The 20,952-nt window shown below is 41.3% G+C and carries 23 protein-coding genes and 1 other RNA gene; 9 read left to right on the top strand and 15 right to left on the bottom strand.

Going from position 1 to position 20,952, the window contains the following annotated elements; all coding sequences use genetic code 11:
* Positions 1–53 precede the first annotated feature (53 nt).
* Positions 54–440 carry a YybH family protein gene (locus tag MU515_RS06585; protein WP_260259642.1) on the bottom strand — a complete coding sequence of 129 codons (387 nt, stop codon included), beginning with the start codon at positions 438–440 and terminating at the stop codon, positions 54–56.
* Positions 441–556: 116 nt separating this feature from the next.
* Between MU515_RS06585 and MU515_RS06590 the strand changes: the two genes are divergently transcribed.
* From MU515_RS06590 to bamE, 3 genes are all read left to right on the top strand, one after another.
* Positions 557–1,420, top strand: a complete 864-nt coding sequence (locus MU515_RS06590) for a LysR family transcriptional regulator (RefSeq protein ID WP_260259643.1) — start codon at positions 557–559, stop codon at positions 1,418–1,420.
* A 197-nt stretch (positions 1,421–1,617) separates the two neighbouring features.
* Complete coding sequence (recN, locus tag MU515_RS06595; protein ID WP_260259644.1) at positions 1,618–3,282, top strand: DNA repair protein RecN; 1,665 nt, start codon at positions 1,618–1,620, stop codon at positions 3,280–3,282.
* Between the two features lie 167 nt (positions 3,283–3,449).
* Positions 3,450–3,809 (top strand): outer membrane protein assembly factor BamE, encoded by a 360-nt coding sequence (gene bamE / locus MU515_RS06600; protein ID WP_260259645.1) that lies wholly within the window; start codon positions 3,450–3,452, stop codon positions 3,807–3,809.
* A 78-nt stretch (positions 3,810–3,887) separates the two neighbouring features.
* On the opposite strand, the gene MU515_RS06605 is transcribed toward bamE, so the two are convergent.
* Positions 3,888–4,196, bottom strand: a complete 309-nt coding sequence (locus MU515_RS06605; protein ID WP_260259646.1) for an RnfH family protein — start codon at positions 4,194–4,196, stop codon at positions 3,888–3,890.
* The gene (locus MU515_RS06610; RefSeq protein ID WP_260259647.1) at positions 4,186–4,629 is read right to left on the bottom strand and encodes an SRPBCC family protein; all 444 of its coding nucleotides are present in this window, start codon (positions 4,627–4,629) and stop codon (positions 4,186–4,188) included. Before MU515_RS06610 ends, MU515_RS06605 begins: the two co-directional genes overlap by 11 nt.
* 118 nt (positions 4,630–4,747) lie before the next feature.
* Between MU515_RS06610 and smpB the strand changes: the two genes are divergently transcribed.
* The 3 genes from smpB to MU515_RS06625 all read left to right on the top strand — a co-directional run bounded on the left by smpB (position 4,748) and on the right by MU515_RS06625 (position 7,074).
* Positions 4,748–5,233: an SsrA-binding protein SmpB gene (smpB, locus tag MU515_RS06615; protein ID WP_260259648.1), complete on the top strand. Its 486-nt coding sequence runs from the start codon at positions 4,748–4,750 to the stop codon at positions 5,231–5,233.
* Between the two features lie 66 nt (positions 5,234–5,299).
* Positions 5,300–5,667: a transfer-messenger RNA gene (ssrA, locus tag MU515_RS06620) on the top strand.
* A 165-nt stretch (positions 5,668–5,832) separates the two neighbouring features.
* The gene (locus MU515_RS06625) at positions 5,833–7,074 is read left to right on the top strand and encodes an integrase domain-containing protein (protein ID WP_260259649.1); all 1,242 of its coding nucleotides are present in this window, start codon (positions 5,833–5,835) and stop codon (positions 7,072–7,074) included.
* Between the two features lie 83 nt (positions 7,075–7,157).
* Here MU515_RS06625 and MU515_RS06630 read toward each other — a convergent pair whose 3' ends face one another.
* Positions 7,158–10,052: a DEAD/DEAH box helicase gene (locus tag MU515_RS06630; protein ID WP_260259650.1), complete on the bottom strand. Its 2,895-nt coding sequence runs from the start codon at positions 10,050–10,052 to the stop codon at positions 7,158–7,160.
* A 2-nt stretch (positions 10,053–10,054) separates the two neighbouring features.
* Positions 10,055–10,444 (bottom strand): (deoxy)nucleoside triphosphate pyrophosphohydrolase, encoded by a 390-nt coding sequence (locus tag MU515_RS06635; RefSeq protein WP_260259651.1) that lies wholly within the window; start codon positions 10,442–10,444, stop codon positions 10,055–10,057.
* A 519-nt stretch (positions 10,445–10,963) separates the two neighbouring features.
* Here MU515_RS06635 and MU515_RS06640 point away from each other — a divergent pair.
* Together MU515_RS06640 and MU515_RS06645 are read left to right on the top strand one after the other, a co-directional pair.
* Positions 10,964–12,205: a nucleoside 2-deoxyribosyltransferase gene (locus MU515_RS06640; protein ID WP_260259652.1), complete on the top strand. Its 1,242-nt coding sequence runs from the start codon at positions 10,964–10,966 to the stop codon at positions 12,203–12,205.
* Positions 12,198–12,791: a 7-cyano-7-deazaguanine synthase gene (locus MU515_RS06645; protein ID WP_053321219.1), complete on the top strand. Its 594-nt coding sequence runs from the start codon at positions 12,198–12,200 to the stop codon at positions 12,789–12,791. The genes MU515_RS06640 and MU515_RS06645 overlap by 8 nt, the downstream gene beginning before the upstream one ends.
* A gap of 1 nt (position 12,792) precedes the next feature.
* Here MU515_RS06645 and MU515_RS06650 read toward each other — a convergent pair whose 3' ends face one another.
* The 6 genes from MU515_RS06650 to MU515_RS06675 form a co-directional block, all read right to left on the bottom strand.
* On the bottom strand, positions 12,793–13,569 hold the full coding sequence (locus MU515_RS06650) for an 8-oxoguanine DNA glycosylase (protein WP_260259653.1): 777 nt from the start codon (positions 13,567–13,569) through the stop codon (positions 12,793–12,795).
* Positions 13,570–13,761: 192 nt separating this feature from the next.
* Positions 13,762–14,334 carry a recombinase family protein gene (locus MU515_RS06655; protein ID WP_140080344.1) on the bottom strand — a complete coding sequence of 191 codons (573 nt, stop codon included), beginning with the start codon at positions 14,332–14,334 and terminating at the stop codon, positions 13,762–13,764.
* Positions 14,335–14,499: 165 nt separating this feature from the next.
* Positions 14,500–15,600 (bottom strand): tyrosine-type recombinase/integrase, encoded by a 1,101-nt coding sequence (locus tag MU515_RS06660; RefSeq protein ID WP_260259654.1) that lies wholly within the window; start codon positions 15,598–15,600, stop codon positions 14,500–14,502.
* Positions 15,597–16,079: a helix-turn-helix domain-containing protein gene (locus MU515_RS06665; protein ID WP_260259655.1), complete on the bottom strand. Its 483-nt coding sequence runs from the start codon at positions 16,077–16,079 to the stop codon at positions 15,597–15,599. The genes MU515_RS06660 and MU515_RS06665 overlap by 4 nt, the downstream gene beginning before the upstream one ends.
* Positions 16,080–16,165: 86 nt before the next feature.
* Positions 16,166–16,372, bottom strand: a complete 207-nt coding sequence (locus MU515_RS06670) for a helix-turn-helix transcriptional regulator (RefSeq protein WP_260259656.1) — start codon at positions 16,370–16,372, stop codon at positions 16,166–16,168.
* Between the two features lie 101 nt (positions 16,373–16,473).
* Positions 16,474–17,340: a hypothetical protein gene (locus MU515_RS06675; RefSeq protein ID WP_260259657.1), complete on the bottom strand. Its 867-nt coding sequence runs from the start codon at positions 17,338–17,340 to the stop codon at positions 16,474–16,476.
* A gap of 506 nt (positions 17,341–17,846) precedes the next feature.
* Between MU515_RS06675 and MU515_RS06680 the strand changes: the two genes are divergently transcribed.
* Positions 17,847–18,140 carry a hypothetical protein gene (locus MU515_RS06680; protein ID WP_260259658.1) on the top strand — a complete coding sequence of 98 codons (294 nt, stop codon included), beginning with the start codon at positions 17,847–17,849 and terminating at the stop codon, positions 18,138–18,140.
* A gap of 54 nt (positions 18,141–18,194) precedes the next feature.
* On the opposite strand, the gene MU515_RS06685 is transcribed toward MU515_RS06680, so the two are convergent.
* From MU515_RS06685 to MU515_RS06700, 4 genes are all read right to left on the bottom strand, one after another.
* Positions 18,195–19,703 carry a PTS transporter subunit EIIC gene (locus MU515_RS06685; protein ID WP_260259659.1) on the bottom strand — a complete coding sequence of 503 codons (1,509 nt, stop codon included), beginning with the start codon at positions 19,701–19,703 and terminating at the stop codon, positions 18,195–18,197.
* A 234-nt stretch (positions 19,704–19,937) separates the two neighbouring features.
* Positions 19,938–20,354: a hypothetical protein gene (locus MU515_RS06690; RefSeq protein WP_260259925.1), complete on the bottom strand. Its 417-nt coding sequence runs from the start codon at positions 20,352–20,354 to the stop codon at positions 19,938–19,940.
* Complete coding sequence (yidD, locus tag MU515_RS06695; protein WP_260259926.1) at positions 20,354–20,569, bottom strand: membrane protein insertion efficiency factor YidD; 216 nt, start codon at positions 20,567–20,569, stop codon at positions 20,354–20,356. Before yidD ends, MU515_RS06690 begins: the two co-directional genes overlap by 1 nt.
* 8 nt (positions 20,570–20,577) lie before the next feature.
* Positions 20,578–20,793, bottom strand: a complete 216-nt coding sequence (locus tag MU515_RS06700) for a DUF4177 domain-containing protein (RefSeq protein ID WP_260259660.1) — start codon at positions 20,791–20,793, stop codon at positions 20,578–20,580.
* Positions 20,794–20,952: the final 159 nt, after the last annotated feature.

Genomic DNA, 20,952 nt, shown 5'->3' on the forward strand with positions numbered 1-20,952 from the left:
GTAAATACAACAAAGGCTGATGAAATATCATCAGCCTTTTTCATGTCTAAAGTTTATCGCTCGCCTTGCACTTCAAAATCATCACTCACTAAGCGGGCCTTGCCATCTTGCTGTACTTGCCAAACTTCTTTGTGAACCACTCCAAATGCCTGATTCATCGTCCATTTAGCGGATAAAATATATGAGTCTTCACCTAGCGCTTGCCACTCTACATCGCTGTACTCAACGTCTTTAAAGCCTTTGTCCATGATATCTTGCCAAAAGGCTTGGATTGCTTCGCGGCCTTCAAACACGCCAAATGGGCGAGCGTGCATCACACAATCCGCTTGATACTGAGCTGCGCAGCCTTGAGCATCTTGGCTGTTAAAAGCCGCCTTCCATGCTTCAATACCCTGCTTGCACGCTTCTAGCACTGTTTGTTCAACGTTGTTCACTGACATAATCATTTCTCTTCACTCAGTATTTTCGACAAGCACAGATTACAAAATCTGATTAGAATGAAATACAAAGACAATAGAAATCACTGTTTAACCAAATCAAACAATAAAGAGTCGTTATGAACCGCTTAAGACAAATGTCTATCTTCGCGCACATTGTTGAACAAGGCTCAGTTTCCGCAGCCGCAGACAAACTTGACCTCTCTAAATCAGTGGTAAGCCAACATCTCAAAGCCTTAGAGCAACAATTAGGCGCGACACTACTCAAACGTACTACACGCCGCCAAAGCCTAACGGAACTGGGCGAGCAATTTTACGCTAGCTGTAAAAACATCAATCTCGTCGCGGAGCAAGCGTGGCAAAGTGCCATTAACCAGCAAAGTGAGCCATCGGGTCGAATTCGTATTACTGCCCCTCATGCGCTCATGGACACCCTGATCACTCCTGTAATCGCTGAGCTTATTCAGCGTTATCCTAAACTGCGTCCTGAACTTATTAATGATGACCAGCATCTCGATTTTATGGCGCACGATATTGATCTAGCGATCCGAGTGGGCAACTCACCCGATAGTAACTTAAAGCAAAAGCGTATCGGCCATTTTCGCGACATACTGTGTGGAACCGCTGAAATGAAAGGCAAACCAATAGAGGCTTTGCCTTACATTGCCAACGCATGGCAGGGTAAACAATATCCACACCTTCTAACCAACCAGAAAGGTGAAAGCCGCACCTTCACTAGCTATGCCACTTGCATGACTAACTCTTTTCATAGCGCTTTAGCATTAATCAAATCAGGTGCGGGAATTGGAATCATCCCTGACTTTTGCTTCGCGGCTCAAACTGACACCCAGCATCTCGTCAACTTAACGCCAAACTTTCATCTACCGAGTAATACCGTTTATGCACTCACCTCGTTTACTCAAGCAGCCCCAATTGCAGTGAGTTACTGTATCGAAATGTTAGAAAAGCGCTTAACTCAATAGAAAGTTAACAAGCCATAAGCAAATGATTTAAATAAAATACCAGTCTCTTACACACCCACTAGCGCGTGAATCAATGACAAGCCTCGTTAGATTAACTCTACTTCGCTCACAAATTTCATTCAGCCTCTTTACTGTATAAAGAAACAGTATATACTGTTTTCTTATACAGTATTGTTCATTTCAACAGGTATCTAAAAATGCTGGCTCATTTGAGTGTGAATAATTTCGCTATCGTTAAATCTTTGCAGCTTGAACTTTCAAAGGGGATGACCACCATCACCGGTGAAACAGGTGCAGGTAAATCCATTGCTATTGATGCACTAGGCCTTTGCCTTGGCGGTCGAGCTGAAGCAAACATGGTGCGTCAAGGTGAAGAGAAAACCGAAGTCAGTGCCGCTTTTGCACTCGATAACAATCTGCACGCCACTCGCTGGTTAGAAGATAACGACTTGCTCGATGGCAATGACTGTATATTGCGCCGAACCATCACCAAAGAAGGCCGTTCGCGCGCCTTCATTAATGGCAGCCCAGTCCCTCTTTCTCAGTTAAAAAACCTTGGGCAATTGCTTATCAACATTCATGGTCAACATGCCCATCACCAGTTGATGAAGAGCGACTACCAATTGGCAATGCTTGACCAATATGCAGGCCATTTAAACTTACTTAAATCGACCCGTAACGCATATCAAAATTGGCGTCAAGCGGATAACCATTTAAAGCAGTTGCGTGAAAACAGCGCACAAAACCAAGCGCAAAAGCAATTACTTGAGTACCAAATCAAAGAGCTTAATGAACTCTCTCTTGGCGAGGAAGAATATGAACAACTCGAACAAGAACACAAACGACTTTCAAACAGTGGAGAACTTGCTTCCTCCTGTCAGCAAGCCATCGAACTTATTTACGAAGGCGAAGAAGTTAATGCGCTTGGTATTTTGCAATCAGCCAATAACTCCTTAATTCAGCTTGCTGAGCTAGACGAAAAGTTAGCTGAGCTACCGAATATGTTAGCTGAAGCCATCATTCAAATTGAGGAAGCTAACTGCGAACTGCGCCATTATCTCGATAGTATCGATGTTGATCCTGCGCGCATGGCATTTGTTGAAGAACGCTTCTCTAAAGTAATGTCGATTTCTCGTAAACATCATGTACTACCTGATGAGCTATACCAACATCACCAAGATTTGTTAGCACAAATTGAGCAGCTCGATTGCTCTGATGAAAAGCTGGACGAGTTAGCGCAAGATGTAGAAAACAAGTATCAAGCTTTCCAAAGCAGTGCAGAGAAGCTACATAAATCTCGCGCTCGTTACGCCAAAGAACTCAACAAACTTATTTCAGCCAGCATGCACGAACTCAGCATGGAAAAAGCCAAGTTCTGTATTGATGTAACAACAGAAGGCGCGCACCCATCGCCACTTGGCCTTGATAGCGTGTGCTTCTTAGTTTCAACCAACCCTGGTCAGCCAATGCAGCCAATTGCCAAAGTGGCCTCCGGTGGTGAGCTTTCTCGTATATCACTGGCGATCCAAGTAATTACTGCACAAAAAGTAGATACTCCAAGCTTAATCTTCGATGAGGTGGATGTCGGTATTAGCGGCCCAACTGCCGCTGTCGTTGGTAAGATGCTGCGCAAGTTAGGTGAATCAACTCAAGTACTTTGCGTTACTCACTTACCTCAAGTGGCTGGATGTGGTCATCAGCAACTGTTCGTGGCCAAACAAACCAAAGCGGGTAAAACAGAAACACAAATGAATCAGCTAGCTTCTGAGCAGCGAGTGGAAGAACTGGCACGCTTACTTGGTGGCAGTGAAATCACTGAATCAACCTTGGCTAATGCGCGTGAACTTTTAATTGCCGCTTAAAAAAACGGCAATTAAGGCGATTTTTGTCAGATTTCTGCCTCGACTTTGCAACCAAATTCAAAAATCACGGTCTGAAACAATTCAAAACAAGATGAGCTTTTTACATTAGCCTTAACCTTGTTTATCATCAGCCCAGTTATTAAATGGATAGTTACAAGAATTTGAGTATGCAATTGAAAAAGTGGCTTATCGCTGTACCACTCGCAATGACAATGCTGACAGGTTGTTCTCTACTAGAGAGACTGGTTTATCGAATTGATATCAACCAAGGCAACTATGTTGAGCAAGAAGCGGTTAACCAATTGAAGTTTGGTATGAGCAAGGAACAAGTACGCTACGTATTGGGCTCTCCAATGCTGATTGAAAATGGATACCCAGATACTTGGTATTACATTTATCACCACACTGAAGGCCATCACTTCTCTGAACAGAAAGACCTAATTGTTGATTTCAACGACCAAGGGCTACTGATGGAAGTCAGCGGTGATTTCCCTGCAAGTAAAAACTTCTTCGAGAGCATCAACTAAACGCTCTCAAATCGCAGATATTAAAAAGGCTCGCATTGCGAGCCTTTTACTTTTCTATACTTGAAGCCTAGCCAGACCTTAGCCCTTACCTGCCTCTTTTGCTTGTTCAGCACGCTTACGACGAATCTCTTTTGGATCAGCCAGTAATGGGCGATAAATCTCTACGCGGTCTTTATCACGAACGGTTGCACTTAACTTTACGTTACGGCTAAACACGCCCACTTTGTTAACCTTCAAATCAATCTCAGGATAAAGCTCTAACACACCAGATTGAGCGATGATCTCTTCGACTGTCATCGCCTTATTGACCACTAAAGTGAATACACGCTGCTCATTTGGCAGTGCATAAACTACTTCAACATGAATCATGTCTGATTCAATACTCATAACACGGGTACACCTGTTTCGCGCGCTTGGTAAACGCATTCACCATATTGCTAGTGAGTTCGTTGAAAACCTTACCAAACGCAAGTTCAATCATCTTACTTGAGAATTCAAACTCCAGTTTTAGTTCAACCTTACATGCCCCTTCATCAAGCGCGGTGAAAAACCAGCCGCCTTTAAGAGTCTTGAACGGGCCATCAACCAAGTTCATTAATATCGCTTCACCTGATACCAATTCATTTGACGTTGTAAAAGTTTTACTAATACCAGCTTTAGAGACATCTACAGAAGCAACCATGGCAGATTCACTCGCTTCAATCACACGCGAGCCCGAGCACCCCGGTAAAAACTCTGGGTAGCTGGCCACATCATTCACCAGATCAAACATCTGCTCTGCACTAAAAGAAACCAATGCAGAACGACTGACTTGCTTCATATTCTCTCCTCGATCAACTCGCTCGAAACTCAAGCTAGCTACAATTTTACTTTTATTTGCGGTTAGCGCAAATAAAGGGATTTGCTAACCCTTCGACTGGTCGTATAATGCAGCCATTATGGCAAAGAAAAAATCGAAACAAAAAGCGGGTAGTAACACTATCGCGCTTAACAAAAAAGCTCGCCACGAATACTTCATTGACGATGAAATTGAAGCTGGCTTGGAGCTACAAGGCTGGGAAGTTAAAGCCCTTCGCCAAGGCAAAGCCAATATCGCTGAAAGCTACGTGTTTATGCGAGACGGAGAAGCCTTTGTCAGCGGAATGACTATTACTCCTCTTAATCAAGCATCAACCCACGTCGTTGCTAACCCAACGCGCGTGCGTAAACTACTCATGAGCCGTCGTGAGCTCGATAACCTATTTGGCCGCATCAACCGTGAAGGTATGACGCTAGCCGCGCTATCACTCTATTGGTCTCGCTCTTGGGTGAAGATGAAAATTGGTGTCGCAAAAGGTAAGAAACTGCACGACAAACGTACTGATCTAAAAGAAAAAGATTGGGCAAGAGAAAAAGCACGCGTAATGAAGAGCGCGCTGCGTTAATCTTAACCAGTTAGACGCAGAGTACTAGACAGCCTTGGCTTTTCTGATACTATGCTTCAACACCCTGGGGCTGATTTAGGATTCGACGGGAATTCAGAAGTCTGAGGTGCATGCCGAGGTGCGGTAGGCCTCGTTAATAAACCGCAAAAAAATAGTCGCAAACGACGAAAACTACGCACTAGCAGCTTAATAACCTGCTCAGAGCTCTCTCGCCCTAGCTTCCGCACGTAAGACGGGGAATAACGAGAGATCAAACCCAAACGCGCTAGTCCGGATTCTCCCGCCTGAGAGATGAACGACGAATTATAATTCAGGATAGTCATTCATTAGCGTGTCGGTTCGCAGGTGGATGGTGAATTTAAAGATCGACTAAGCATGTAGTACCAATGATGAAAGGTTTTCGGACGCGGGTTCAACTCCCGCCAGCTCCACCAATTCAATGAATTAAGACGTCCTAGGGCGTCTTTTTTTATGCCCACAACAACGTAAAATCAATTACTTAGCTTCCATCAGTGTTTTTTAACATCCAATGACTTCTTTGCATTATGGGTACATCCATGGGTACACTACCTAAAGTTCGTTAATTTGGTGTACCCATAATGGCAAAAACTACAACTAGACTGACCGACAAGGAAGTCAAAGCGGCCAAGCCACAAGAGAAGGAATACAACCTTTTTGATGGTGATGGCCTTCGCTTAAGAGTGAAACCGAACGGCTCCAAGCATTGGATTTTAAACTACTATCGCCCCAATAGCCGAAAGCGTGCTAATTTGAGCCTAGGAAAATACCCAGATCTTCCCTTAGCAAAAGCTCGCAAAGCGACAATGGAAGCCAAAGAACTTCTGGCTCAAGGCACTGACCCTCAAGAAGAACGAAAGCGCCACCAGCTAGAGCTAAAAGCAGTTCATGAAGACACTTTCCTCAATGTGACGACCAAATGGTTTGAAATCAAAAAGGATGATGTCACTGCAGACTATGCCATAGATATATGGCGCTCTCTTGAACTGCATATATTTCCCCAGCTATCCGAAGTTCCCGTAAGAGAGATTACTGCACCACAGGTAATAGAGCTGCTAAAGCCTATTGAAGCTAAAGGAAGCCTGGAAACGGTAAAACGCCTCGCACAGCGCTTGAATGAAGTAATGAACTATGCGGCTAACTGTGGGTTAATTCATGCTAATCCACTTACTGGTATCAAGGCGGCTTTCAAAAAGCCCAAAAAAGAAAACATGGCAGCTCTCACTCCCGCTGAGTTACCGGAGCTTATGGAGGCTATAGCTAACGCCAGCATTAAGCGCACGACGCGATGCTTAATCGAATGGCAGCTTCATACCATGACGCGCCCAAGTGAAGCCTCTGGCGCTCGCTGGGAAGAGATAGATAGGGATGAGAGTGTATGGACAATCCCTGCTGAGCGAATGAAAAAACGCAAAGAACACCGTATTCCGCTCACAGAGCACATGCTTGAGTTACTTGAAGTAATGCAGCCAATCAGCGGTCATAGGGAATTCATCTTTCCTTCTGATCGAGATCCTAAAAAACCATGCAATAGCCAAACTGCAAATATGGCACTTAAGCGAATGGGTTTTGCTGGAAGACTTGTTAGTCATGGCCTACGCTCTTTGGCTAGTACTACTCTTAACGAGCAAGGCTTTGATAGAGATATTATTGAAGCGGCCTTAGCCCATGTTGACGATAATCAAGTACGTAGTGCATATAACCGTACTGACTATCTAGAACGCCGCCGCCCTATGATGTGCTGGTGGAGCAGGCATATAGAAGAGGCATCCAAAGGAAAACTATCGATAACAGGTTCTCTCTCATTAAAGGCCGTTATCTAGCAATTATAATAAGCCACCAGCGATAGCGTTGCCGGTGGCCGTCATCCACGCCGTTGAGATACCCTCATATTTGGTAGTGAAAGCTATACCTCAACAATATAACTATAAATATCACGCCTTACTTCGTGGACCATATCAAACACAATTTTTACTACCGATTTACCATCAATTGTAGTTTGCTCGAAACTATCATGTTGTGGGGTCATATCCCCCATATAGTAAAAGTCATTCCCCTCATCGTTATGCTTTTTAATAAACAAAGGTAAACGTGGTAGAGAATCTTGTGATGCAAATAACTTAATCTCCGGGCTGTTAAGTGTCCGCTTAGATTTAGACATCCAACCAAATGTTGATTCATCAATAAAGTGGTCCTCATATTTGATTGAATCAGCAATATCATCACCCTTATGGTAGTTCACAAAGATAGGGCAATTATCCTTACCTTTACTAACCATATACCCGCCAACATTTTGAGGGTTTGGATTTTCTTCCCACTTAAGAATTCTAAAGACATCTTTACGCGAGTATTTGCGATATAGGTGAAAACCATCATTATAATAATCTGCATTAAAATCTTCTGAATACCTATAGATAGAGTAATCGGTACTATCTGTTAAAAAGCTCTTGAAGGTTTCATCGTCAAGCATACGACTGAAAGACTCACTAGCCGTAAACTGAGAGCCATCAAACTCAACCAATGTAACTCCAAGTTTAATGCCTTGAGCAATATTCTTCCCTTCATGACGTTCCGTGACAAACCTTAAGTTCAAGTTATGAGCAACTGATTTGGCAGTATCAGAGCTAAATTCAAAACCGAAACGTTCTAACGTCAGCATCGAGATATCGCTCACGGAGCATTGACCACTCACCAACAACTGCGATAGCACCAAACTTTCTTCAACTCTCTTAGCATTATTGACCTCTTTAGAAAGTGCTGAAAGCAACTTCAACTTGAGCTCGCTAAGTTCAGGCAGTAATTCTTGTTCTTGAGCAAATTGGAAATACGACTTTGAGTATTCCACATAACCAAACGGGTCTCGACTGCCATAGTGGACAAAATCCATCATCATAGGCATATGACCAAGCTTAAACTTGAGCAAATTATAGTCTTTTACTAAATCTCTTTTAGCTTTTAGGTTGGTAATATCAATAGACTGATATATACGCTCTTTTGCTATCTTATCAAAACTAACGGTTGAAGAGCCCGGTAGGAAACAATCATCCCCAGATACCAACCTACGCAATGTATCCTTGTTGTATGAGCGATCACCATATAGAGCTATTGGAACCATAAAGTTATTCTTGTAGTTGCCAATAAAGTCGATAACGGTAAGGTACTCTTTGTTTTCAGTTTTACGCAACCCTCGACCGAGCTGTTGAACAAAAACAATCGATGACTCTGTTGGCCTTAACATCACAACTTGGTTGACTGACGGGATATCAATACCTTCATTAAAAATACCAACAGAGAAAATATAATCTAACTTATTTGTTTGATCTGATGATTCTAATCGCTCAATTGCCTCGTCTCTCGAAGCTTCACCATCTTCCCCCGTCAAAGCCAATGCCCTATAACCATTATTGTTGAATGCCTCAGCTAAAAAGCGACACTCATTCAGCTCTGAACAGAAAACTAACCCTCTCACTTCCCCATTATCACAACCATATCGATCAATATAATGAAGAATATGCTTAACACGTTCCTGTTTAGTCAAAAGATTGATTGAAGACGCATCATCAATCACCTCACCATCAACGGTTAGGTCTGTAACTCCGTAGTAGTGAAATGGTACCAAGATATCCATCTCTAATGCTTGTTGAAGGCGGATTTCATAAGCAATGTTATGGTCGAATATTTTGAACACATCGTTGCTATCAGTACGCTCTGGAGTTGCTGTCATCCCAAGTAAGAATGACGAGTTAAAGTGATCGAGAACTTTTTGGTAAGAATTTGCACTTGCTCGATGAGTTTCATCAATAACGATGTAATCAAAACTATCTTTCGCGAACTTCTTAAGATGCTCATCTCTTGATAATGTTTGTACTGTAGCAAAAACAAAATCAGCATCTAGTTGTGTCGTGGAGCCACTATATAGCCCAAACGATACATCTTTAGGGAATAAGCTCTGAAACGTGTGCATCGCTTTTTTAGCAATATTCGCCCGATGGACAACAAACAGTAGGCGCTTAGGTTTTACGTTAAGAGCGTCGAAAGCCGAAAGGTAAGTTTTTCCAGTTCCAGTTGCAGAAATAAGCAATGCTTTACACTCTCCACGTGAGCGCAAGTCATCAAGACTTTTCAATGCCTCTCGCTGCATTTCGTTAGGCTTGATATCCTTGACCTTCCCTCCAGCAGTTAGAGCCTTAACTTTATTTTCAAAGGTTTTTGCCTCGAGATAAATCGCATCATAAGATTGAATAAAAGTATCATTAATAGGCGTTGCAACATTAAATTCATGTTTAAATTGTTCTAATGCCTGAAGATAAATAGCCCCCTTATCTGTAGAGCTTACCTTTAAATTCCATTCTTTGTTCGACGTAACAGCATTAGCAGTCAAATTACTGCTACCAATTACAAGCTGATGAATGTCTGAATAACTGAAAAGGTACCCTTTTGCATGAAAATTTGAATCCGTGGAGATACGAGCTTCAATATTCTCGAACTTGAGTAACTCCCGCAGTGCTTCCGGCTGAGTAAAGTTAAGATACTGAGATACCAGGATTTTACCTTGAATACCTTTTTTCTCTAGCTCTAGAAGTTCTTGTTTAATGCAAGCGAGCCCACTGGTCGTAACGAAAGCAACCGAGAACCAGAAATGATCACAGTAAGTAAGCTGTTTTTTAATTTCAGTTAGTACTTTTCGCCCTTGTCCATCATTAAACAACAGTTCCGGCTTTAAGGTCTGTTTTGATATGTGCTGATGATCTAAATACCCTGTCGTTAAAGCCTCAGATAGCTCACTTACACAAAAAGTCATTACTACCCCTTAAGCTTGTTTACGATTGGAACATCAGCTGCAGCCCAATCAAGTTCAGGCAGATCTTCTAGTGAAAGCCACTTAGCGTCTATGTGTTCCGTCAACTCGATATCACGGTTTTCCACAGGGCAAATATATACGTGCATCGTGATGTGAAAATCAGGATAGGAGTGCTCTACTGTCATAAAGTACTCTGCTGTTGGGATGTCTATACGCAACTCTTCTTTAAGTTCACGCATGATTGCTTGCTCACCAGTTTCATCTGGTTCAACTTTCCCACCAGGAAATTCAAACTTGTGGTGAATGTAATCAAACTTTGCAGGCCCTCGCTGCACGCATAGGGTCTTGCCTTCATGCTGAATAACAGCCGCTACAACTTCAATTCTTTTCATTTAAATCTACTTTTTCAAAAGAAACGTCGAGGGACATTCTAGAAGAAATTGGGGGAAAAATCAGTTTGTAACTGAAGAGCTTAGCCTTTAACTATATGAAAAAAATTTGCACCAGGAAGCAATCATCAATTGTTTATAACTAAATATTTGAACTCAATAGCAAACGAATTGAAATTCAACTGATACCATATTGATTTTTTACAATTTAAAGGAATTTGTATATGGGCGGTTCAGGTGGAGGATTTTCTCCTTCAGGAAGTAACTTTGAGTGTCGAAGACTACAATTTACGGCTAACGTAAACTCACCTCAAACTGCGATATCTCAGCTAAATGTAGGTGACCTATTACCTTTGGTACTTTCGCAAAGAGTTATAACCGTTATACACAACGGCAGTCCAATTGGTTCAATCACAGGCCCAAGGATACAAAGACTCATTTCATGTATACAGAACGGATATAGTTACATTGCAGAAGTAACTTACATTAATGGTGGTACTTGTAGCGTGATGGTTAGGTGTGATGACTAAGCATATTAATATCATTGGCGGGGCATACTTTGAAGAGTGTTGCTACCCACGCAGACAACTATTTCGAGGAAGCGGGGTCAGAGCAGCTGCACTATTGAGCAACTTAGACTGCGCTGTTGATCTAAATACAGCTTGCGGCAACTATGCAGATGAATTCAAAGATCTATCTGAATATTTGAAGTTTAATTTATCCATTGAACCTAAAATCGATGATATTTCATTTAGATACCGTCACCCGCTTTCAGCACCTAATATCATAAACATTCCTAATGAACACATCAGTTACGAGGAAACAGTTCAAGCCAAGTCAGCTTTAGTTTTTGGAATGCTAGAAGGCAGACCGAAAGTAAATGCAAGTAAAGCCGTTTATGATCCTCAAGATGGCATTAATTCAACTCACTTTTCAATTAATGGCTCAACAGCAGATGAACTTGCAGTCGTAGTTTCTTACTCTGAAGGAAAAAAACTGTCAGGGAAGAGTAATCCCGAGGATATAGCTCACTTTCTGTTAGATCAGCCTAACGTAGTAGTTGTAATTGTTAAGTGTGGCGCTTCAGGGGCACTAGTTTCGACATGCCAAGCTAGTGAATGGGTACATGCTTTTCCAACTGTTCGAGTATTCAAAATTGGATCAGGCGATATCTTTACCAGTACCTTTGCTTATGAGTGGTTATTACAAGAAACATCTCCGTTTGTAGCTGGCTGGATTGCATCTCGAGTAACCGCGGAGTACGTCGAAACAGGTTTAGACAGAATTGCTCCTCAAAGATATGAGGAGCTAAAACTTGAAGCTATAAATGCGCAAAAGTCTCATCCAAATTCAGCCTTCAAACCAATTCCTAAAACACAGATCTATTTAGCGGGACCTTTTTTTAACACCGCTGAACAATGGAGAATTGATGAGGCAAAAAATGCTCTTGAAGACATGGGATTTACCGTTTTTTCACCCATTCACGAAGTTGGTGAAGGCGAACTTTATGATGTAGCTCAAGCAGATCTAAAAGGCCTTGAGGAGTCGGGGGTTGTTCTAGCAATACTAGATGGATTGGACTGTGGCACTGTATTCGAAATTGGATATGCAAGAGCCTTAGAAAAGCCTGTTGTGGTCATTGCTGAACATGTCGACCCTAGGAATCTAACTATGATTAGTGGCTCGCATTGCGATGTCACCGATGATTTTGCCGCGGGCATATACAAAGCAGGCTGGAAAGTCATGGAAAAGTGTTTTGAGTAGCGTTTTACTTTTGTCAGGTGGACTTGATTCTATTGCATTGGCCGCATGGAAAAATCCTGAGTATGGCCTGACTATTAATTATGGCCAGATAGCCGCCGAAGCAGAGATAAAGGCGGCAGCTCAAGTGTGTTCATTACTCGGAATAAAGCATGCTGTAATCGATATGGACTTATCCATTTTAGGGTCGGGCCTAATGCACGGTGATGGTGCCAGGTCTCATTCTGAGAATGCTGAATTTTGGCCATATAGAAACCAGCTGTTAATTACGATCGCATCAATGTTTGCCTTAAAGCACGGGTGTAAAGATGTTTTAATAGGGACTGTGGTTACGGATCAAAGGCACCTTGATGGTAGCGAAAAGTTTCTTGATTACATAAACAAGCTAGTTGCGTATCAAGAAGGTGCTGTATCTGTGTCAGCACCAGCTAAATCTTTAACCACCGCAGACTTAATTAACAAATCAAAGGTCCCGTTTGAGGTTTTATCTTGGGGGCACTCCTGCCACACAAGTAATTTAGCCTGCGGTCAATGCCCTGGATGTATTAAGCACTCAGAAGTGATGTTAGAGCTTGGTGTTGAGAGATAAACTAACGTGCTTGAGATATTGTATCTTTGTAACAGTCTACCGCGGTTTTTCCAAACAGCCTCATTTGATCCCATAGAAAGCAATCAAAGCTAGACGGCTTAACTCCTGTGCTGTTACAGAAATCCAAAAAACGCTTTTCCATATCAAAATAATCTCTTTCTACTTTGTGGGATTTATCAAAAATCCCACAAATAACCCCCGCTCTTAGAATATGAATGTCTATTATTGCTACGTCGTCAGCATCAGAATAGTTTCGCGCAATCCATCCTGCTGTCTTAGCTCCAATACCCTTTATCTTAAGAAGTTCATCCCTCAAACTCTTGCCTTCAAAAAGCTCAACATCACGACTACGGAGATGCTTCATGGCTTCAGATAGGTAAATAGCTTTTTGCTTAGGATAGCGATAACGTTTAGGTTTCTCATTGATAAAGACAGGAGTTTCTAAAACAGCCTGCCATGCTAAGTGATCAGTTTCTAATCTTTCAATTAGTTTAGAATCTCTACACTCTTCAAAGACGGCTGTTGCTAGTTCTGCTGTTACCCCAAAGCCACCTAACATACAGAAAACAACCTCTTCCTTCAGGTCACCACGGCAAAGTTGACGGACTTCATCCTTATTAAAGTGAGCTTCCATATGGAACTGCGATACCCAAAATGCGGGAGTAAAAAGTTTGGTATAACATCCCCAACTTATACCATTTAAGATTTCCTGAGAGGGCCCTGGCAGGTCTATCGAGTATTGCTGGTTTTCAACCCAATAGGTAACAGTCTGATTCATTCGCTTAAGAAATATCTTAGGCAGGCGTAGCTGCAGTTTAACAAGGATATTTTAAGTTTATCACAAGGCCGAGAAATGAAAGGGATGTTGTTAATACAATGAGACTAATTGCATAAACTTACTCAAAAAAGCCCTTTCATGGCCCACCTTTGATAGCCTAGGAAGGTGCTTTCGGAAACCGCAAACTCAAATTCAGGTAATAATGTTCCAATGCCTTTTCACAGTGGCGATTCCTACTCCCAAACTCGCAGCTACTTGAATTTGTGATAATCCATCAGCTTTCTTAGCTTGAACAGCTCGTGTTGTACTTGTGGCTCTCGGGCGCCCTAACTTTTTACCTTGAACCTTAGCTCTCTCCAACCCCTCCCGTGTACGCTCTCGAATTCGATTGCGTTCAAACTCAGCAAAAGCCGAAAACATTTGCAGCATCAGCTTTCCTTCAGCGCTTGATAGGTCAGCTACCGGTAAATCTAAACAGACAACTTTCATGCCTTTGTCAGTAAGTAGATTGATAGTGTTTTGAACATCGATGTTATCTCGCCCTAAACGGTCTAATTTTAAAACCACCAGCATATCTCCGCTTTCCATTTGGTGGTTTATCAAGAGCTGAAACTTCTCTCGCTTCATAGCTTCAACTGAACCAGAAACAGTTTCGCTAACAGCGCGAGAATCTGAAACCTCATACCCTTTCTGGCGAATAGCAATGATTTGGTTTTCTGTAGATTGTTCGGTTGTAGAAACACGACAATAAGCAAATATACGCATTGGTTACTCATTCTTAGTTTTGGTATCAAATACTGGGGTATCATATACGTTTAGCATCATAAACCAATAACCCTAGTTTGATGATACCCAAAAAATAAAATAAAAGCTGGTATCAACATACGAATGTTTTTTGATACCAGACTTACTCGATAATATTAACAATAACTATGATGTTTTCAGCATCGCTTGGAACTGCATGAACTGCTTAAACTGTTCTTCCATATCAGGAGCAACATTCTCAGCTTTCTTTCCTAACTTACGAAGTAATGCAGCTTGCTTATAATCAGGAACATCCCCATAGCTATAAAAAGTGGTTAATACTCCTTCATGCCCTAGATTTTGACTCCATGCCTTAAACTCTTCAGCGCTATGGCATAACTCTTCACCCAGTTGCACCAGAGTATTTCTGAAACTATGTGGATTAAAGTACGGTAAATCTGCCATGCGAAATGCCCGTTTGAATACTCTTCGGATTGGTCCAGCTGTCGTCCAATGCTCTTTCGTTAATCCCATAGCTTCAAATTGACGACTAGGTGCATTCTCAACTTTTGTTTTCGGAAAGAGAGGATCTTCAGACCCAAACTCGAGCTCATTAGTCAAATACTCAACCCAGTCGGAAACAATCTGTAATGGCAAATCTCCTACAGGGAAAAAGTATGTTGTGAATGTTTTACTGAATTTGGTTTTTACCTCACTTGCATCTTGGAACAAGCTATTATCATTTAAATCTATATGCTTTAACTTTATAGATGCAATTGCACTATCACGAGCACCTGTTAGCAATGTAAATGCAACTAATGCTCTATCCCGTAATTCAACACTACTAATACAAGGCATTATTTCCAACACACTAATAATTTGTTCAATTTTAGGAACGGCCTTTTTACGCTTGGCTGTTGCTATTCGTGCATCTTTTTTTGACAAATTAAAATATTCAGTGTCTGTATATTGAATTTTATTCTTGTATTCGTTTTGCATTACTAGCCATTGAAAGAATGACTTTAATTGTTGTAATGATGTACTAATTGTCTTTTTACTTAAGATTTCTCCTGTCGTTACATTTTTCTGTTTCAATAGGTATTTTTTAAAACCTACCGCTTGTTGATAGTGAAACTGTTTAAAATCTTTAAATTGGTTATATTCTTCAAATCGATTTATGGACTTCAATACAGCATCAACAGAGTGTTCACTTAACCTTTTCGCTTCTGTTAAAAACAAACTATACGCTTTGATAATTCGCACATTATTTGTACATTTCTTATTCATTTCATTTCCTCTGTACAATGTGGAAATTTAAGAGACGAACAATCATCTAAACTATGTGTTTTTGTGCTATCGGTAATTTCCTTATACAGAGCGACTTTCAAAGCCTCTTCATTCCGTAAACTATAGAATTTATGCACTTTGACTCCACACTCAAGACACGCACCAAAAACTCGACCAGTCCCATGAGACTCTCTCAAAAAATGAATAGACGTTGCTTCCACCAGCGAAGCTTTTCTACAGCGAAAGCAATACAGCTCATTTGGCTTACACTTCCTTTTTCGAGACTTATTCTTTTGTCGAACAAATATTCTTAGCTCTGTACCTAATATTAAAAAAGGCTTTTTTTCTTTAATTACAGGAAGACCATCTTGAATCCAATTTCGTACAGTTCTTTTATTTATTGAATACAAATTAGCAACTTCTTCCATAGTATAACTACGATGTATTTTGCTTTTATTTGGATTTAACTTCTTAGCCATAAACATAATCCATCAATAGTTGAGAAAAAACGAAAGTGAATTGAACACATCGTATATAACCAATACAAAGATCATAATATTTATCATCATTCATAATCCACTCCACTATTTCTGCTTTGTTTAATACGCTCATCAATCCAAAGTTGGATTTCACTTTCTACCCATCCAACAGCTCTTGCACCAAGTGAAATAGATAAAGGGAAACCGCCTTGTGACATTAGTAAATAGATACTGCTGCGTGACATACCTGTGTAGTCAATCACCTGTGACAGTCTTAAAATTTTATTAGGCATAATTAGACCTTTTAGTCTGTTGTAGAACATGGCTAGAAGGTTAAGGAATATGAGGTAGGTCGAATCCTAATTAGGAAAACCAAATTCCTAATTAGGATTCACTATTTTTGTCTTTTTTCTAAAGCAGTAGGTACTTGGGAAAGGATATTGCGAATCGAATCATCAGATAACGGAGCCCCGACAAGCTCAGTCATAGCCTGTATAGAAGTAGTGACTCCGCGCGTAGTCGGGTTGATATCCAATTGATTACAAAGAGCACCGATTAGAGTCAGAAGGGTATTACGTTCCCTTGCCCCTAGAGGCTTATCATCTTGTTTAGAAGAACTAGGCTCATCTTGCAATGCTTGTATAAATCGTGTGACTTCACTAGTTCTAAGAACCAAATCACACTCATAGTCACCTAAAGAACATGCGGATGTTGTATGGGGTAATCTTCTAGGTTTTGAATTTGATGGGTCTTCATCGTAGGCTATTTGAGCACTGGTACTTTCAGGTTTATACAACGATTGCAATTGATAGATATTTTCATTGTCTTTGATATAACAACCGGAAAATATGGGGATACTTAAGTCTAGTTCTGGGTAGATTAGTTGCTCTATTTCTCTCCTTTCAGCACCAATCATTGCTAACTCATAAATCCCCTTCACCTTTATACATTCTTTAGATGAAGATTTAACCCAATGAGACTTGGATATTCGATGCTCAGCCAAGGGAACTCTAGTTTCTAAAGTTTTAGACGGGTTTCCAAGCTTACAAGTTATCGTTTTATATTGAACATCTTCTGCTTTTATAACTGTCACCTTTTTGAAAGGTGTGAGGTTAACAAAATTAACCGATAGGTTTAGATGACCATCGAGAGCAAAACGATACAAATCTTTAATTTCTACAGGCTCACCAAGAACCGTCGATATCATGTTGGCACCTTCATCCAATGACAACCAACTTTTCAATTTCCATAACTTACTCATTAACAAGACATTCCATAAAGCTAACAAAACGGCAGTCACACACTTGAGTCATTTTCAGACTTATCAAGTCAGGCACTCACAACACCCCATTTAACCGAGATAGGAACGCATTATACATACCAAGAGAAACATCCTTAAGGTTCGTCAACCTTTCATGCTTACATCATGTTTTTGAGAGAAAATAGAAGTGTTAGGCAACTGGCAAGTAAACATGGGTACACGACAAGGTACACAGTGAAAAACCAAACTGAACAATACAATTAAAAATCATATAGTTAAAATTTAAGATCAACTTACGCCAGCCCACCAAACGTTTGGAAAGGGCCAACTCGAAAGAGTTGGCCCTTTTTGTTTGCGCCATATTGCCATTCAGAATACGTCTGCCGTTCAATTCAATTGCGATAGTTATCCCAGATCAATCTTCATTATTATTTCGCTCTAGATATAAACTTCCTTATCTACACTCAATGATGAGCGGTACTACACCCACTCATTAGGAGGCGAGTATGATCACTATCCATCGACACTATCGTTTGTCTAACCGCCCTGATTTGCATGCTCATGTCGAAGTAAACCCAATCGGTCAATTAGATGTAGAAATTGTTGAGTTGCACGAGCATCACTCCACTGAGTTTGATGATCTAACATTCAAGACTCGTGGTCAGAAAACCCAGGTTTGCGGTAAAGAGAAGACGTTGCCTTGGCATCTTAATTTAGATGTCAATGACGCCAAAGATCTCTCCACTGTCATCAATGAAGCCAACGAAGAATACGAAACTTTGATGCGCGATTTAATGTAAAAAAATGAGCTCCTACTGGAGCTCATTTCATTGGGGAAAGGTGACTAAATTGAATTACGCTGTTGCGGGCGTTCCTGCCCCTTCGCCGTTCATAATATCTGCGACGAACTGTGCACGCGCACCAAGAATAACCTGTACGCCATGCTTACCAACTCTGATAACACCCATTGCACCGAGTGCATTGATGCCATCTTCGTCAATAATCGATTGGTCTTTCACTTCTAATCGTAAGCGAGTGATACATGCGCCAACAGTCGTAATGTTGCCACGACCACCTAGTAGCTTAGTGATTTCACCTGCCAGCTCATCATTTTCAAGGGTAATTTCTTTACGCTCAGTATCTTCACGACCAACAGTTTTAAAGTCGAACTTACGGATCGCGAAGCGGAACACTGAGTAGTAAATCGCAAACATACATGAACCCCATAAGATGACGTTCACCCAGTTAGTCTTAAAACCATCCATCGCAGGAAGAACACCAAACGATACAAAGTCGATAATACCCGCTGAGAATGTCTTACCTATGTGTACATCAAGCGCGTAAGTCACTGCGTAAGAAACACCAGCCATGATTGCTGAGAATACGTATAGCAGCGGTGCGACAAAGATAAATGCAAACTCTACCGGCTCTGTAATACCCGTTACGAATGACGTTAACGCAGCTGAACCTAAGATACCTGCGGCAATCTTCTTGTTCTTATCTTTCGCTTCGTGGTACATCGCCAAACATGCAGCAGGGAAAGCAAACATGTAGATAGCAAAGTTACCCGATAGGAACTTACCTGCATCAACATACTCGTCGGTAGAGAATGTCTTCACGCCATCTTCAAGCATCTTGAACCAAATCGTGTGGTCGCCATTTACTACCGTACCCGCAGCGGTTGTGTACTCACCAAATGAGAACCAGTATGGGCTGTAGAAGATATGGTGCAAACCAACAGGGATCAACGCACGTTCCATGAAGCCATAGATAAACGTCGATACATACATGTTACCGCTGTTCGCCATGTGAGATAGCGCATCGATACCAGATTGAATGTAAGACCAGATGTAAGGAAGAATTAAACCAATTAGGAACGCTGAGAATGCAGTAATAATAGGGACAAAACGTTTACCCGCGAAGAAGCCAAGGAAATCTGGCAATTTAGTATCAAAGAACCTCTGATACATGTTCGCGGCAAGTATACCGGCTATCAAGCCACCGAATACGCCCGTTTGTAGAGTTGGGATACCCATTACCATCGCGTAACGGCCGCCGCCCATGGCCATCTCAGGTGTGATGTTCAGAGCAACACCCATAGTGGCATTCATTACCACCATTGCCACAATAGCGGCTAATGCGGCAATACCGGATTCTTTGGTTAGACCTACGGCTGCACCTACGGCAAACAGTAGTGCTAGGTTGTCAAAAATTACGCCACCAGCACGCATCATGAGTGGCATGTCGAGTTTTGCGCCAAAGGCCAATAACAGGCCTGCAGCAGGTAGGATAGAGATCGGTAGCATCAAAGCCTTACCAATCGAGGAAAGTTTTGATAAACCACCCTTTAGACTGTCGATCATAATAATGTCCATCTATTTTGTTGTTATACACAAGACAATTGCTTGTCCTTTTGTCACGACAACAATTTTATCAATCGATGAACACCTTAAAGTTGCAAATTGCTAGCAGTTTGTAAGTCACCACTTACATTGCCAATGGTTTGTAACCATTTAGGAAAATAAGATATGTAGATATAAGGAGTAAATGAAAGGAAGGTATGGCTGTTGAGGCTCAAGGCAGAAAAAGCCTAACAGCTAGGCTTTTCTTTCTGTATCAATCATAGAGCCTTCATTAAGCTCAGAGTAGAGATCTAATGACATATTCAAGTTATACAAACGAGCAATTTTCTGCGAAAAGAACAACTGAGGTAGCTCGTATAGACCAACAGCAAACAGAATAGCTAAGCCAAACATGTTGCCAGAAATAAGCAGCAAAATCGCAATAATGAGTAGAACGATTTCAATCGCAAATGTAACGTAACGCCCCAAGTAAAAATGGTGTAAGCCACCTAGGAAGAAGTAGTTCAAAGCCGCGTAAGTATCTGGGTCTTTAATTAGCTTATTTTGCTTCTTGTAGAAGAGTTTTCGTTTCTCTTCAGGCAGCTCGAAAACTTTACCGCGAAGTTGTTCTTCTCTTTCTTCTAGATCATCGAACGAAGGGAAAAATGCCATCATGGCACCTCATCATATATTTTTTCGACTAAATCAGGCTGATTACAACGTCTGATCCGGGCAAGCCCTAATTTCCAACCCTTTATCGCACCATACTTTTCGATGCACTGCTTGGTATATTCAGAGCAAGTCGGCTCAAAGTTACATTCAATGCCCAATAATTTTTTTGATCCGCCCTTACGTTGGTAAAGGCGAATCAGACTCAACGAGATCACCTTCAATATTAGCGACCTAGAGTAATAATTACCGCTTCGCGTTTCCAAAATAGCATAAAGCGTTTTTGCTCTACGACTTGGAAAACAACTTGCCAACCATCTTGAGCGTATTGGTTTAGCTCAGCTTCCATTTTTTGCACAGGCACACCGCTCGCACCTAGGAAAATTGTGCCACAGCCACCTTCAACGATGTGAATTACTTTGTATTGTGTAAATTTAGACATTTCCAATCCAATAATATTTTAAAAAACGGCAATTTACGCCCAAACAAGTAGAATAACAACGCTTTAAGCACCAAAGTAGCTAATGCGCCACAAATATCTATACTAATTTGCGCATTTTCACTCTGGATATGTCATTTGCATTTTATATTGCTCACAAAA

The sequence above is a fragment of the Vibrio intestinalis genome (genome assembly GCF_025195085.2).
Lineage (GTDB): Bacteria > Pseudomonadota > Gammaproteobacteria > Enterobacterales > Vibrionaceae > Vibrio > Vibrio intestinalis.